Here is a 14,800-nt window from a genome sequence, read left to right on the forward strand (position 1 = left end):
CGACCTCTCACACCACCGTACGTACCGTTCGGTATACGGCGGTTCCATTAAGTTTGACGCAGAAATTCATATCGATTATATAAACTTTTCAACCCTCGGTGACTCCAATACAAGTTATTGAGGGTTTTGTGTAAGATTGGACTACAGGCTATTCTCCAATATTTCTTTCTGGAGTTTCCCCATTCATATGCCTTTTGGTCAGGGACACCTAGACCTTTGAGTTTTCTTACTCTTGTCCTCGGTTTCTTCCATTGTTTCCATTCAAGCATACGGAGTCTCCGTCTAATCCACTCATCAAATTCTTTAAATTTACTTGGTGTATCAGCCAATGCAAAATATCCACACCATCCCGTTAGATATTGATTTAGTTTCTCGATTCTAACTTCCATAGGAATTTGTTTAGAACGGGAGGTTAACTCCCGTATTTTAGCCTTAAACCTTTTAATACTTTCATTGGCTATTCGAACCTTCGGTTTCTTATTGACCGTAAAGCTAAAGCCAAGAAACTTTCGTTTCCACGGGCGATCAACTGCTGACTTTTCTCTATTTACTTTGAGCTTTAATTTCTGCTCAATAAAGCATGTAATTGAGTTCATCACTCGTTCTCCAGCTTTCTTCGATTTCATGTAAATATTACAATCATCGGCGTAGCGGACAAACTTGTGACCTCTCCTTTCTAACTCTTTATCAAGTTTATCCAAAAGGATATTCGAAAGAAGGGGGCTCAGTGGACCTCCTTGTGGTGTTCCTTCTTCTGCATCATAGACTACACCATTCATCATAATTCCTGCTTGGAGATATTTCCGTATAAGTTTCAAGACCAGCCGGTCTTGGATTCTACTTGCTAATATCCCCATTAACTTATCATGATTGACTCTATCAAAGAATTTCTCCAAGTCCATGTCAATCACCCATCTATAACCTTCACTTATATATTCCCTTGCTTTACGAACCGCATCATGACCTCTTCTATTTGGTCTAAACCCATAACTATGTTCTGAGAAGGTTGGGTCAAGAAGTGGGGTTAGAACTTGGGCGATAGCCTGTTGAATGAACCGGTCTGTCACGGTAGGTATTCCTAGTAATCTTACTCCACCGTTCGGTTTCGGGATTTCGACTCGACGGACTGGGTTAGGTTGATAGGTACCTTCCCTTAATGAATCACAAAGAGTTTCCCAGTTCTCATAGAGATGTCTTCGTAGGGATTTTACGGACATTCCATCTATGCCGTGACTCCCTTTGTTCTTCTCCACACGTTTAAGTGCTTCTATTAAGTTTTCCCGTGACAGAATCAGATCCATTAACATGTGATATTTCCTTTCGACGTGAACGTAGAAATCTAATTATGTTATTCCTGCTCCACCCTCATGAAGTCCCCTGTGGAATTCACCACTTCCTCCTTCAAGTAAGTCCTTTCGGATTGTCTGCTTCTATACAGGAATTATATGCCTAGTTCTCGTTCTTCCTAATAGTTCAGTCCTTCCCATTCCATCTCGAGTTGGAATGGTACTATGACCTCGGCTGACTTCTGATTGTTCAGCTGTCCATCGCTGGATAGGTTACCAAGGGAACTTGGCGTTCCAATCAGACCTCCCCGGGTAAGAGTACAGTCTTTCCCTCCATCTATCTGCTTCATTTACTCTGTACCACCTTCGGCAGTAAGGACTTCGTTTTGTTGTGCAAACTCATCCAATGGTACCTAGCCTTATATGAAGTTCGTGTTCCTCAGACCGGAGGTTTGCCGCTCGCTTCCTTCAGATTCTGCGTCACCACAGACACCCTTGCGTTAAGCTAACCATTACTACTGCCTTCATGGTTCGGGACTCTCACCCTATAGACTGCACCCATGCCGGGCGCACACAAAAGGCAATGCCCTTTTTCAAGCATTGCCTGCCATGATTCATCGTTAAAAACAGGTGAACGAAGCAATTCTTCTTGTATCAATACCGAAGATCGTCCAGAACCTGCCGTTCCATCTGAACCCGGCAACAGACCTTGGTCCGACGAAAATAGGATAAAACCAAAAGCTTTGGCCATTGTTGAGCCAAATATACGTATTACGGAACTGGCACAGTCTGATGCCTCCCGGATCTACAGCAAAGGGCGAAGCCGTTGCCTGCTGAGGAACAAAAGATGGAGGAGGAGCTGTCGGGGCCTGCGCATTTGGCGATCCGGGGAATCCTGGCCCTGGAGATCCCGGACCAGGTAATCCCGGCTGACCTGGAAAGCCTGGGAAACCCGGGAATAATCCCGGCGGACCCGGAAGCGAAGGATTTAGAAAGTCTGGGAATTGACGCATCATCTCATAATACATGTAAAAACACACCGCCTTATCTTAATCAACTTCTAACATATTAGTATGTTGACCCTTTCTTTTATGAAGCTTATCCTCCGCGAATTACTGGCCTCTAGTTTTTTCTTTTATGGGCACCTGCACAATCCTGTAGGTGTTTACCTACATATTGTTATACAAAGCAGTCTGCCTTTAAGCAATGGAGGTATCAAGATGAATTTTATTTCTTTTCACGGCACAGTCACAAGGATCAGCGATTTTCCCAGCGGGCAAAACGGAGAAAATGAGGGCTGTTATCAATTAATGTCTGTACAAAACAGCTCAGGAGAAACCGTCAATTTCGTCATCTCGCCCGCCACCTACTTTGTCGACCATTCCATCGTAACAGCAGGCGACAGGGTTACGGGATATTATGATGGAAATACATTCGCACCCCTTATCTACCCGCCGCAATTTCAAGCACTTGTTATCGTCAAAGAAAGCCCACATCAAAATGTAAAAGTAAGTTACTTTAATAATCAGCTGGAGAGCAGTGATGGACAATTGCGATTAAATCTCTCTCCCTATACCCAAATCGTTTTAACCAATGGGCAGCCCTTTTCAAGAACCCCTGCCAACCGAAATCTGATTGTCATCTATGGACCTGTCACAAAAAGCATCCCTGCCCAAACCACTCCCTATAGAATCATCGTTTTGTGCTGACCGAATACGCACACCCCCAGGAGTTACTCTCGGGGGTTGGTGCTGTTATTAAAAAGGCAGTTCGCCGATCCCTTACATATTTTTTCAAAAGCAGAGCCGCAGCCAAAAAGCACCGAGGAATAATTTGTTCGTTTACTATGGTAAAATTAAAGAGAAACTTGGCATCAACCCTTTTGTTCAAAAGCTAGGAGGCTTAAAAATGTCTAACTCTGAAAAGGCTCAACAATTGTATCTGGATTGTGAGAATACAAATCCAGAAGAAAATATGCTTATGCCCTACCGCTTATTCAGTCCGCAGGGACGTTCCATGTACTTCCCTTTCATTCTGGGACGCCTGGTGAATGAATATGCTAAAAACGAATATACAGATGATTGGATTCCGTATGTGCGGGAAGCCTTCTATCTCTCTGCAGGTGAAAAAGCACTGTGGAGCGAATACAAATCAGCCATTTACAAACTAGAGAAAAAAGGCTATTTAGAAACCAAAATGGAAAACAACGTGAACTTTATCCGGATTCACGAAGATGCTTCCGCCTTGTATGAATCGGACAACTATCGTCCAGCGGGAGATAAGGAATCTGCGGACCTAAACGAATAGCACTTTCTCAAAAACCACTCCCTTTAGAATAGGAAGTGGTTTTTTTGTTTACATCTCTATCGTCTTGCCATCGTTCATAGATTTTACGTCCAAGCAGAATTTGTCCTCCGCTCATATAGTGTATAGATTTCTATATCAGTATAAGGAGAGATAAAATGAAAAGCAGACAAAAATGGTGGCCAGGCGGACAAGGCTCTGGTGGGCACGGCTGGCCGGGTCAAGGCGGATTTGGCTCCGGCGGGCACGGCTGGCCAGGTCAAGGCGGGTCTGGCTCCGGCGGGCACGGCTGGCCAGGTCAAGGCGGGTCTGGCTCCGGCGCTCCGGCGGGCACGGCTGGCCGGGTCAAGGCGGGTTTGGTTCTGGCGGACACGGCGGACATGGACAAGGCGGGTCTGGCTCTGGCGGTCACGGCTGGCCGGGTCAAGGCGGGTCTGGCTCCGGCAGTCACGGCTGGCCGGGTCAGGGACCTTGGCCGCAATGGGGATCTTGGGGCGGCCAGGGCCGAAATGATTAGCCCATAAAAAAAGATGGACACGGCCATACAGATATTCAGGCAATAGTGAATATCATATGGAGCCATAAAAAAAACCTCCTGCCTAATGGGCGGGAGGTTTTTCGAAGAAGTGATCTTCCCCCTGTCTTGTAAACGGGAGCCAAACATTCTTCTTATGAAATGTTCTTGTCCTTGTCTTTCCGGGATTTTTCGTATCCATTTTTCCAGAAATCAGCATTCTTAATTTCATACGTAGATGAATTGAACTCTGGATCTTTCCCTTGCTTCAACTGATTTTCATAATCTTTTAGGGCAATACTGGCCGGTTTAAATAACAATAAAATTGCAATTAAGTTCAGCCAAACCATAATGCCGAGTCCGATATCCCCCATTGCCCATGCTGTAGTTGCCGTTTTTACTGATCCGTAGAAAGTAGCACCTATCAGGATGAGTTTTAATACAACAAAAGCCTTTGCTCTGTGTTTGCCGCGTACTAGATAAGCTAGATTTGTTTCTGCAATATAGTAATAAGCATAAATTGTAGTAAAGGCAAAGAAGAAAAGGGCAATAGCAATAAATCCTGGTCCGAATCCCGGAAGTATTGTATCAACGGCCGCTTGAGTGAAGCCAGGTCCTGGCTCAACCCCTTTAAGATTTTCGGTTATAAAGGCCCCTGTTTTTTCATTTATTACATTGTATTTCGTTGTAAATAAAATCATCATGGCGGTCGATGTAACAACTAAAAATACATCTAAATAAATGGAAAACGCTTGGACAAGTCCTTGCTTTGCAGGATGGGAAACCTCAGCGGCTGCCGCCGGGTGGGCACCCGTACCCTGTCCCGCTTCATTTGCATAAAGACCGCGTTTTACTCCCCACATAATGGCTGATCCAATAATGCCGCCAAATACTTCTTCAGCTCCAAAAGCACTTTTAAATATAAGTCCAAATACTTCGGGGATTCTTTCAAAATTAATCAGAACGATTATAATTGCAATTAGCAGATAGCCAGCAGCCATAAAAGGAACGATAATTTCTGCCACTCTGGCAATGCGCTTTACACCGCCAAAAATCGTAAAACCGATGATGGCTGCAACGACTAGACCAGTAATGGTTTTGTTAATACCAAAAGCATTATACATACCGTCTGCAATTGCATTTGCCTGTATTCCCGGCATTAAAACGGACATGGCAAGCAGGGTAGCGATAGCAAAAACAACAGCGAACCATTTCCAGCCAAGCCCCTTTTCTATGTAGAATGCCGGACCTCCCCGATACTCTCCATCCTGCTTTTCTTTATAGATTTGAGCAAGAGTTGACTCCACAAAAGCGGAGGCTGCACCGACAAAGGTAATGACCCACATCCAAAACACGGAGCCTGGTCCCCCAAAGGCAATACCTGTTGCTGTTCCGGCAATATTTCCAACACCGATACGGCCGGATAAAGACATCGCTAATGCCTGGAACGAAGAAACTCCCTCATTGGAACTTTTTCCGGAAGCAAGCAATTTAACCATCTCTTTAATATGACGGATTTGCAGGAACCTAGTGCGAAAACTAAAATACAGACCGCAAAAAACAATGAACGCAACCAATACCGGGCTCCACAACCATCCGTTAATGGTATTTACAATTTGATCGATCATGAAAATCAATTCCCCCCCTATTAATGTTTTTTTTATAACTTATTTTGATTATAAATTATGAAAGAAAAATACACCAAGCATTTTTTAGTATAATGTGAATTTTTCTAACATTTATATAATTAAAATATTCTATCAATAAAAAAACGATAGATTTTCCATACCGCAGCGCCTGAATTATACGGAGATGCCGACAAAAACACCCTCCAAATTGAAGGGTGTTTTTCAATGAATAGCAGGATTCCATCCTTTTAAAATTTAAACACCCTTTACTAACAGTTCGCCTTCTTTTTCTAATGTCCGGTGCAGCACTTCACTAATCCGCTTCATGCCCTCTCTGATTTTGTCTTTCGGCATGTTCGAGTAATTCAAACGGAACGCATGGTTGTTTGTGCCGTTCGGGAAAAATGGAGTGCCGGGCACAAACGCCACATTATTTTCCAGACATTTTGCGAATAATTCCCTCGAATCCACAGACTCGGGGAGCTCCACCCAAATGAATAATCCGCCTTCCGGCTTGCTGCAGGTAATATTTTTCGGAAAATAGGCCTCGATGCAGTCAAGCATCACTGCGCATCTTTCTTTATACACCGCTTTAATGGTCTGAATGTGCGTTTCGATATCGTACAGCTCCATATACTTTGCTGTGATTTTTTGAGCAAAACTGTCCGTATGTAAGTCAGCCGTTTGCTTAAAAGCCACATACTTTTCAATGAAAGGCAGATCTGCACAGATCCAGCCAATCCGAAGACCCGGCGTGAAAATCTTAGAGAAGGTGCTGAGGTAAATGACTCGCCCTTCGGTGTCAAAGTGCTTCAAAGGCGGCAGTGCCTCTCCGGCAAAACGCACCGCTCCGTAAGGATTATCCTCCACAATCAGGACATCATATTGATTCGCAAGCTCAATCATTCTTTTTCGTCTTTCAAGCGCTAACGTCCGGCCTGTCGGGTTTTGAAAATCTGGAATCGTATAGATGAATTTTGCGTCAGGATGCTCTTGCAGCGTTCTCTCCAGTTCTTCCATCACCATCCCGTCCTCATCCATCGCCACTTCTGCAAATCTGGCATTATAGGACTTGAATACATTAATGGCCGCAAGATAAGTCGGACTTTCACAAATAATCGTATCTCCCTCATCGATAAATAATCTTCCGGTAAGATCGATTGCCTGCTGGGACCCCGTTGTGATCAGAACATTCTCCAGAGCCGCTTGGATGCCGACCCCTTTCATTCTCTGAATAATCGCTTCTCTTAAAGGACGATAGCCTTCCGTCGTGCTGTATTGCAGCGAGGCCGCTCCATCCTCCTCCAATACCGCATTGCATACCGTTTTCAGTTCCTCAATTGGAAACAGCTCCGGCGCCGGCAGACCTCCCGCAAAAGAAATAACCTCCGGCCTTTCCGTTACTTTTAAGATTTCTCGTGTTTCAGAAGCTTTTACTAAACGAGCTCGCTCCGCAAATTTGTCATTCATCTATAACCCTTCTTTTTTTATTATTTGTATAAATTATAGCACGATCTATTTTTCCTGCATGCCGATTTCACAGCTGGAATCAGCTGCCAGCCCTTTTACATCCTCCTTATGTCACCCGATTCCCCCTCCATTCAGATGAATTTAAACCATCATAACACGCACAAAAAAGACCATACAATAACAGAATTGTATGGCAAATGATTTAATTGAATTTTCTATTAATTTATCCAAGTCTTATCATTGCTGCATCGCAGGACTTATAAGAGGCATTTGAATCTCTCAATGTAAAAGAATACTTACTATTTCATTATGGGACCCAACCCGCATCGGCATCCCCCAGGTTCCAGCACCAGAAGTCACGATAACATTCGGACTGTCTGCATCCTTACGGTAGTATCCATAGTCAACATCAAATATGGCATTGGTGATGATGCTGCCCGGAAATATCTGCCCTCTGTGTGTATGGCCGCCAAGAACCAAATCAACCTCTTTACCATACTGTTCAAGGTTGACAGGTGTATGATCCATGACCACGATCGGCAAATGCGTATCAAGTGAAGCCAAAATTTCGGTAATATCTTTTCTTTTCATTCCGCCAAAACCGCCAATAGGAGAAGGGTCTACTCGCCCAAACAGCACGAGCCGCCCGTCAATCATGGCATACTCATCATTAAGGAGCTTAATATTGCTTCGCTCGAGAAAGGCAATCATATCGTCAAATGTTTCTCCGCCATCATGATTTCCAAGGCTGCCATATACTCCATATGTCGCCGAAATACTTTTCAATAGATGCACTGCTCTTTCCGGATCTTTTACATCATTATAATCATCGTTAAAAATATCTCCCGCAATACAAACAACATCAGGCTCTTGTTTATTTATATTTTCCACGATGCTTTCAAGGCGTTTCTCGGAATTCACAGCCCCCAAATGCAAATCGCTGATGAGGATGATTTTCATCCCCCCCATTGTTGCTTTTGTCTCAATATCATAGGAAACATTTTTGATTTGAGTGGCGTTATAGATGCCGTAACTGACAAAACTGACCGTTAACACGATGACAGCCAAGCCTGCAAAAAAGTGAATGCGCCGAGGGATCGGAGAAGGAATCATTTTCACACTGCGACCAAGTAAAAGGACCAAGTCCGCAACGAGAAAGAAAAGGAACAAATAGATAAAAATCCCCATCCAGTATGAGCTAATCCAGCTCACTACACCTTCAAGAGCAGCCGGAAGCGGCAGAAAAGCCATAATCAACGACAAGCTGAAAATACTATAAATGACGGTAATAATTATTCCATTTATCTTGGGGAAAAGGAATGCAGTCCATCGAACGATTTTTCTTCCAATATAAAAACTTATTCCCCCGTACACACATAAAAAAAGGATTACACCTAAGATCATGCCGGCTTTGCTCATTCTCTCCCTCCAAATTCTTTGCAGTTAATTCGCTCAATGTTTTCCGAAGCGTTTATCCTAGAAACCTTGCCGGCTTTTCGTTACTTTGATCCTTCGTTTTATAGTATTTATTTAATAAATCCATTAAGAAATTGATATAACTCTTCTAATTCACCCTCTTTTGCGACAATACAGTTTGGATATTGTTTTATTTCCGCCACACTGGATAATTTAAAATCATTGGGAGTCGGCAAGCCTGAAGCACAAATCATTAAATAGTCTGCAAAATGAATGATCCCTGTGATTGCTGATGTTTTTATGGTCATTTGCCCCATTGCTCTCCCTGCAAATAGCCCTTTCATGGCACTTTTCCCGCCAGTTCTTTCTATTACTATTCTACTTTCATCTATTATTACTTTTGTTCCCGATTTTAAATCAAATGTTTTCATCTTTTCAGCCCCCTGCGTATCTCCTGATTAACTATATCTTTTAAAAAGAGAGTAAAGCATTTTCATTAGCAATCCCTTGAAACTTGTCCTTTACTTCCATATGGCAATTCCTAGTATAGATGTAACCCAAGAAGCGATATTTACTCTTCAAAGAAATCCAAATCAATTTTTTTCGTAACGAAAACTTCTTCATCACTGACCCCAACATTATATTTTAACATTAAATCCGTTAACTGCTGGCCATCAATCAGTATTACTCGCTTATCAATAGAAATAGCGTACTCAATTGCACCCTGAGAAAATTTGGCAGTAGTTATAAAAATACCTTTTGATGCTTGTTTACCTACGAGGCTGCCAACAAAGGTTTGAATGTCCGGTCTCGATACAGTAGATTCTTTTTTCCATCTCTTAGCCTGCAGATATATCATATCCAGCCCTAAAACATCTTCCTTTATAATACCGTCTATGCCCTCATCTCCAGCTTTCCCAATAGCTCTTCCTGCATCTTTGACAGACCCGCCGTATCCCATTGATACAATCAATTCAACAATTAATCTTTCAAAAAAGCCAGGTGAACAACTAAGTATTTTTTCTAAAAGCAAATCTTGAATTTCACTTTTTAATAGATTAAAGTTCTCCCCAATTATTTCTAAAGGTGTCTTCTCTTCTGTGTCTTTAAAATCTGAGTCATTCTTTTCTTTAGAAGCAGAATTAATAAATTCATTAAAACTTTCATATTTAGTCAAAAATTTTCGATTGATCTTAGTTATACTTGGATCATTAAGTACTCTTAGTCCTTCATCAGTTATTTGAAAAACAGCTCTTCTAACAGTTTTTATCAATCCTGCTTTATTTAGATATGTCCTTGCCCAACCTACCCGGTTAACCAATAGGGTTTGTTTACCGCTAGGAAGCATCTCTGCAGTATCCTCTTCACTCAAACTGAAATACCGTGCTAGAATTGTATATAAATCTTGTAACCGATACTCTTGCCCATTTTCCAACTGCTTTAAAAACGGATACATAAAATCTTGGTATCCTGGTACCGCCATATGCTCAACCCCTTAATATTATCCTACATTCAATATAACAAAAACTGGTTTTATTATCGCTATTCTTTAGAAACAGAGCAACAGACTTATCTCAAGAAAAGATACTAGCCCTAAATAGTTCTTCATATTCCAAAAACCTCCCACCATATTGGTGAGAGGTTTATATATATATCTTGAAATAAGAATTAACTACTATTTAAATATCTTTTAAAATATTTGATATTTAAAAATCCTTATAAATTTTCCTATATCTAAGTTCTTAATTACTAATTCTTGTAGAATATCTCTGGAAAAGACAGTTAGCTTTCGATTCCAACTTGAAATGCTAAACAGGTATCTAAAAACCTATAATATCCTTCAATAAAAAAATTTATTTATTTTGTTTTTTAAAGATGATAATGGATCCTGCTGTAAACACAATCATTGTGATGATAATCATCCATATACTATATGTTGTGCTGACAAGCTTACTGTTCATTTCATATACAATTCCATAGTGCTTTTTATATTCCAGGATTTGTTCTGGTGTCGCATGGTCAAATGCTGTCTGAACCGAATCCGTCATTAAGACTTTTCTCAATAGAACAGCCGTATGGCTAACAGGAAAGTACATAATAATATTTTGAACAAAATTAGGAACGCCACCAATAGGGACATAGACACCACATAAAAATCCAATGGCTGTCCCCACAATTGTGCTTAGTGTCGAAAAGGCATTTTGTGTGTTAATAAAAAGAACTAAGAATAAGTTAATGGAACTTGATAAGGCAACTGAGAGAATAATAATGCCTACCACTTTTACCAAATCAGCGCCACTCAATATTTCACTGCCTGCTAAGACAAGAAACAGTTCACATCCAACAAATGCTAATAACGAGAAAATAAGGCCAATCACAAATGAGTTAATAACATAACTTAACTGTATCGTGGCTCTTGATAATGGAGCTGTTAATAAATCATAGGTTTTTTTACTTTCTTTATCCTTAACCATAATACCGAATGCACCTAGGGTAGTTGTTACAGCAGTGATAGATAATAACCCTGCAACCATCCATTCGTTCACCATTGCTTTGGATGCATCTGTCGTGCCGACAAGCTGTTCAATTGTATCAATTTGGGTTTGCTGCAAAAACACTGCATACAGCAAAATTACAATAAACACAGATAATAATGACAGAAGCAATAAGGTTCGATCACGACGGTATATTTTATTATTCCTGCTAACCAAATAAAGTAAAGATTTCACTGTGCGGTGCTCCCTTTTTCAATAATATTGATAAAGACGTCATCCATATTTCCTTTTATAACCTCAAAAGATTCTATTTTCCCCTCTAATTCTTTTAAAATATCATATGCATCTAAAGTTGAAGTTAAACGCAAGATATAAATGGAGTTTTTCAATGTATAGGTTAATTTTTTCTCTTTAAGCCACAACTCCGGATTAAAAGCACCCTTGAATGTTAAATGCAAACTATCAAAAGCATGCTTATCCTTTAATTGACTAGGAGTCCCTTCTGCAATCAAACGTCCTTCTTTAATCACCACGACATTATCAGCCACTGCTGCTTCTTCCATATAATGCGTTGTTAAAAAAATGGTCATATTTGTTTCTTCTTGTAACCTCTTAATCGCATTCCAAACAAATAGTCTTGTTTGTGGATCTAAGCCTGTTGTTGGCTCATCCAGAAATAAGATACTGGGTTTATGGATTAGAGCACGCGCAATATCCGCCCGTCTTTTTTGCCCACCCGATAAAGCACCATATCTTTTATCTTTAATATCATAAAGATTTAAATATTCTGACACAAAATGATAGTTTTCCTGAATTTCATGTTTACTTAAATGATAATATTGGCCCCGACTAAGAATATTCTCATAGACCGTTAAGCGTTCATCTAATACACTCTCCTGGAATACAACGCCAATCTTTTCTCGGATATTATTGTTACCTTTTCCTTCGCCAAGAGTATAACCATCGATTATAACCTCTCCCGATGTTTTTTTAAGCAGCGTACATAGAATATCAATAGTGGTAGATTTACCTGCCCCATTTGTCCCCAGAAAAGCAAACAATTCTCCTTTTTTCACGGAAAATGATATCCCTTTTACAGCCTCAACTTCACCATATTTTTTTCGCAAATTTGTGACTTTGATAATCACTTGTTCCTCTAACATTTATTTCACCTCGATAAATAGTCAGCAGGCTAGATTTATATGTATAGCAGAATCATCGATAAAGATGTTCGATCCTTTATTCAATACACCTAATGTTTTTTTATGTTCGATTATAATTCCTTAAAATACTTTTAACTCACTTACACCTTTCTTTGCATAGTTTCGCTGCGATATGATATTCTCCCTATCGTCCTTTTAATTTATCATTAATGCTCCTTACTTCCTGTAAAGTCATCCAATAAATAACTCCGAATATAACAAGATAAATAGCCAGATGAATGGCAAAGAACACAATAAATGCTCCAGGGTTCTCAAGTGGAGCCTCATACCATTTGCCTATTAATCCGCAAATAAAGACAAGTACTAAAGAAATAACATAATGAATACCTAGCTTAGTAACAATTGACCATCGTTCAATGTAAAATATCAATAATGCTACACCGCAGCCAACTCCAAGAGTAATAGCTAAAAAAAATTCTAATAATAGCTTCTGCCCATTAATTGTGTGAGTTGGATTTTGTAATAAAATAATTGTAATAATTGTATATGAAGTGCTTAAACCAATAGAGGCACCCAATAGTGCAGTTTTTATAATATTTTTCATTATGTATCTCTCCCAATTCCTAATCGCTTCTTCAACCCTTTTAAATACATTCGACTTGCATGGGCAGTTGTATCATTATCCATTAAAATTTGCATAATGCCCATTTTTTCCATCTTCATAGATGAAATTTTCGAAACGTTTACAAGTGTAGACTTATTCAGGCGCACAAAATCTTTCTCTAATAACTCCTCGAGCTCATATAACTTACGTTTTGATTCGTATTCATTCTCATCCGTTTGAAAATATACCTTAGCTCCTTGTGAATACACAAAGTAAATATCTTCAATCTTCAACATATAAATATCCTGCTTTAAATAGCCATCAATCACATCAGTACTGGTAGAATTCAAAAACTTCATGAATTGTTCTATTTGCTCGCTATATGCATTTGCATGAATATATACTTCAGGTTCGATGTATTTTTCATCGATATTTAGCTTAATTTGCATAAGTATCCTCCAATTCTTAAACAAAATATAACATAGAATTTTCCAAAATATTAAATCTCCCTATAAGCAGTCAAAAACCAACCATAAGTTGCTAAAAATCAATCATAAGATTTTTATAAATAAGATAAGATACTCCTATTCCACCATCTTATTAGAAACTATTATTTAATAATCAATCCGACCTCCTTAGTCCGGTAACCGCACACAATCACCCTATAACCCCCTTAATAATTTCGGCTCTATACACTAATTGTTTGCATGAAAAATACACTTCTTATACTTGATTTGACTAGAAACAAGCAAAATTTTAACATGTATATTTTTGGACTAAAAGAGGTCCTCGTTGAAAGTGGAATACACGAAGGAAAATTATGAAGATTTACTTGTTGATTCTTTTATCAAGATTACGAAAAACTTACACCACCACATAATCAAAGAAATGAAAAAAGAGGCTTCCCACAATTTGAGAAACCTCTTAGAAAAGAAACACGGCATCATTCCGCTCTCCCCACAAAAAACCCCCCACCAAATTGGTGAGAGGTTTTCTGCGGAGTGGCGATGATTACATCATGCCGCCCATTCATTTTTATATTTAATAGCAAGAAACTGGTTGAAAATATCCTTATTTAATAAGGTTTCGGCAATCTGCTTAATAATAATGTTAAACAGTATCAAAATAAGACGAGGACAAACAAGAGGACAGAGAAGGAGTTACACTTTTATTGACGAATCTCCATATTTAAGTTCTATTTTCAGAATGGAGATGTGAACCTTTTGCGAAAAAACCTTTTGATTGTTAGAAGAGAAAGTCGACTCACCCAAGAAAAAGTAGCTGCTGTTATTAACATTTCTGCTCAAAGCTATTACCTAAAAGAAAATGGCAAACGTGATTTCAGTCTTACAGAAGCTCAATTATTGGCTAAATACTTTAACACAACAGTGGATGAATTATTTGAACAATAAAAAATAAGTACATCATGACAATAAAAAAGATCTTTTTCAGCATTAATTTCTTAAATGTTTAATTTTTGATGACACTCATTCATTGGGTGTTTTTTTACCTTTATAAGTAAGATAAATACGCAAACTTCCATTTTCAAGAACGACTTTTCTTTCATAGTCTTTTAAGGGATCTTCCTCCTCCTCTTCTTCCACTTCTGTGCCTGGTACTTCATATACCCATGCTCCTGCATTGTTAAGTAGTTCAGATAATCCAGGAGGAACTGGTATTTCATAACCATTTAAGGAAATGCCCGTTACGATAACATCAAAATCAACTTTTTTCTTCAACTACAATCACCACTCACGAGGAAACTTTTCCTCATTAATTGTCACATTTCCTGCTGTTAAATCCTTGTACTTGATTTCCATCCCATATTTTCTCGAAAGGATGCTTTCAAAAATAGGCTTTAAAGCAAGAACGGTTTCCTCGGTCAGTTTATAATTTTCAAAACCCATGCATTTCCTCCTT

General features: G+C 39.6%; 18 protein-coding genes. 4 read left to right on the forward strand and 14 right to left on the reverse strand.

Going from position 1 to position 14,800, the window contains the following annotated elements; all coding sequences use genetic code 11:
• Nucleotides 1-47 precede the first annotated feature (47 nt).
• From ltrA to BQ4305_RS05360, 3 genes are all read right to left on the reverse strand, one after another.
• Entirely contained in the window at nt 48-1,307 is a 1,260-nt protein-coding gene (gene ltrA / locus BQ4305_RS05350) for a group II intron reverse transcriptase/maturase (protein WP_110926134.1), read from the reverse strand.
• Nucleotides 1,308-1,465: 158 nt separating this feature from the next.
• Nucleotides 1,466-1,636 carry a hypothetical protein gene (locus BQ4305_RS21330; RefSeq protein ID WP_199880500.1) on the reverse strand — a complete coding sequence of 57 codons (171 nt, stop codon included), beginning with the start codon at nt 1,634-1,636 and terminating at the stop codon, nt 1,466-1,468.
• Nucleotides 1,637-1,906: 270 nt separating this feature from the next.
• Entirely contained in the window at nt 1,907-2,302 is a 396-nt protein-coding gene (locus tag BQ4305_RS05360) for a collagen-like protein (RefSeq protein ID WP_234396883.1), read from the reverse strand.
• A gap of 204 nt (nt 2,303-2,506) precedes the next feature.
• On the opposite strand from BQ4305_RS05360, the gene BQ4305_RS05365 reads away from it, so the two are divergent.
• Nucleotides 2,507-2,995, forward strand: coding sequence for a hypothetical protein (locus tag BQ4305_RS05365; protein WP_110926806.1), 489 nt, complete (start codon nt 2,507-2,509; stop codon nt 2,993-2,995).
• Between the two features lie 199 nt (nt 2,996-3,194).
• Nucleotides 3,195-3,593: a hypothetical protein gene (locus tag BQ4305_RS05370; RefSeq protein WP_110926807.1), complete on the forward strand. Its 399-nt coding sequence runs from the start codon at nt 3,195-3,197 to the stop codon at nt 3,591-3,593.
• 666 nt (nt 3,594-4,259) lie between these two features.
• Here BQ4305_RS05370 and BQ4305_RS05380 read toward each other — a convergent pair.
• From BQ4305_RS05380 to BQ4305_RS05420, 9 genes are all read right to left on the reverse strand, one after another.
• On the reverse strand, nt 4,260-5,732 hold the full coding sequence (locus BQ4305_RS05380) for an alanine/glycine:cation symporter family protein (RefSeq protein WP_110926809.1): 1,473 nt from the start codon (nt 5,730-5,732) through the stop codon (nt 4,260-4,262).
• Nucleotides 5,733-5,987: 255 nt separating this feature from the next.
• Nucleotides 5,988-7,202: an aminotransferase-like domain-containing protein gene (locus BQ4305_RS05385; protein ID WP_110926810.1), complete on the reverse strand. Its 1,215-nt coding sequence runs from the start codon at nt 7,200-7,202 to the stop codon at nt 5,988-5,990.
• A gap of 279 nt (nt 7,203-7,481) precedes the next feature.
• Complete coding sequence (locus BQ4305_RS05390) at nt 7,482-8,621, reverse strand: metallophosphoesterase (RefSeq protein ID WP_110926811.1); 1,140 nt, start codon at nt 8,619-8,621, stop codon at nt 7,482-7,484.
• Nucleotides 8,622-8,728: 107 nt separating this feature from the next.
• On the reverse strand, nt 8,729-9,049 hold the full coding sequence (locus BQ4305_RS05395) for a hypothetical protein (RefSeq protein ID WP_110926812.1): 321 nt from the start codon (nt 9,047-9,049) through the stop codon (nt 8,729-8,731).
• A 140-nt stretch (nt 9,050-9,189) separates the two neighbouring features.
• A complete protein-coding gene (locus BQ4305_RS05400) occupies nt 9,190-10,101 on the reverse strand; it encodes a restriction endonuclease (protein ID WP_110926813.1) in 912 nt (303 codons plus the stop codon).
• 370 nt (nt 10,102-10,471) lie between these two features.
• A complete protein-coding gene (locus BQ4305_RS05405; RefSeq protein WP_110926814.1) occupies nt 10,472-11,347 on the reverse strand; it encodes an ABC transporter permease in 876 nt (291 codons plus the stop codon).
• The gene (locus BQ4305_RS05410; RefSeq protein WP_110926815.1) at nt 11,344-12,276 is read right to left on the reverse strand and encodes an ABC transporter ATP-binding protein; all 933 of its coding nucleotides are present in this window, start codon (nt 12,274-12,276) and stop codon (nt 11,344-11,346) included. Before BQ4305_RS05410 ends, BQ4305_RS05405 begins: the two co-directional genes overlap by 4 nt.
• A gap of 184 nt (nt 12,277-12,460) precedes the next feature.
• Nucleotides 12,461-12,880 (reverse strand): DUF3021 domain-containing protein, encoded by a 420-nt coding sequence (locus BQ4305_RS05415; RefSeq protein WP_110926816.1) that lies wholly within the window; start codon nt 12,878-12,880, stop codon nt 12,461-12,463.
• The gene (locus BQ4305_RS05420) at nt 12,880-13,329 is read right to left on the reverse strand and encodes a LytTR family DNA-binding domain-containing protein (RefSeq protein ID WP_110926817.1); all 450 of its coding nucleotides are present in this window, start codon (nt 13,327-13,329) and stop codon (nt 12,880-12,882) included. The genes BQ4305_RS05415 and BQ4305_RS05420 overlap by 1 nt, the downstream gene beginning before the upstream one ends.
• Before the next feature lie 343 nt (nt 13,330-13,672).
• Between BQ4305_RS05420 and BQ4305_RS05425 the strand changes: the two genes are divergently transcribed.
• Both BQ4305_RS05425 and BQ4305_RS05430 read left to right on the forward strand, forming a co-directional pair.
• Entirely contained in the window at nt 13,673-13,891 is a 219-nt protein-coding gene (locus BQ4305_RS05425; protein WP_110926818.1) for a hypothetical protein, read from the forward strand.
• Between the two features lie 212 nt (nt 13,892-14,103).
• Nucleotides 14,104-14,292 carry a helix-turn-helix transcriptional regulator gene (locus BQ4305_RS05430; protein WP_110926819.1) on the forward strand — a complete coding sequence of 63 codons (189 nt, stop codon included), beginning with the start codon at nt 14,104-14,106 and terminating at the stop codon, nt 14,290-14,292.
• Between the two features lie 75 nt (nt 14,293-14,367).
• Here BQ4305_RS05430 and BQ4305_RS05435 read toward each other — a convergent pair whose 3' ends face one another.
• Both BQ4305_RS05435 and BQ4305_RS21335 read right to left on the reverse strand, forming a co-directional pair.
• Entirely contained in the window at nt 14,368-14,619 is a 252-nt protein-coding gene (locus tag BQ4305_RS05435; protein WP_110926820.1) for a hypothetical protein, read from the reverse strand.
• A gap of 6 nt (nt 14,620-14,625) precedes the next feature.
• Nucleotides 14,626-14,787, reverse strand: a complete 162-nt coding sequence (locus BQ4305_RS21335; RefSeq protein ID WP_199880573.1) for a hypothetical protein — start codon at nt 14,785-14,787, stop codon at nt 14,626-14,628.
• Nucleotides 14,788-14,800 lie beyond the last annotated feature (13 nt).

The organism is Bacillus massiliglaciei, from assembly GCF_900098925.1.
In the GTDB taxonomy this organism is placed as follows: domain Bacteria; phylum Bacillota; class Bacilli; order Bacillales; family DSM-1321; genus Peribacillus; species Peribacillus massiliglaciei.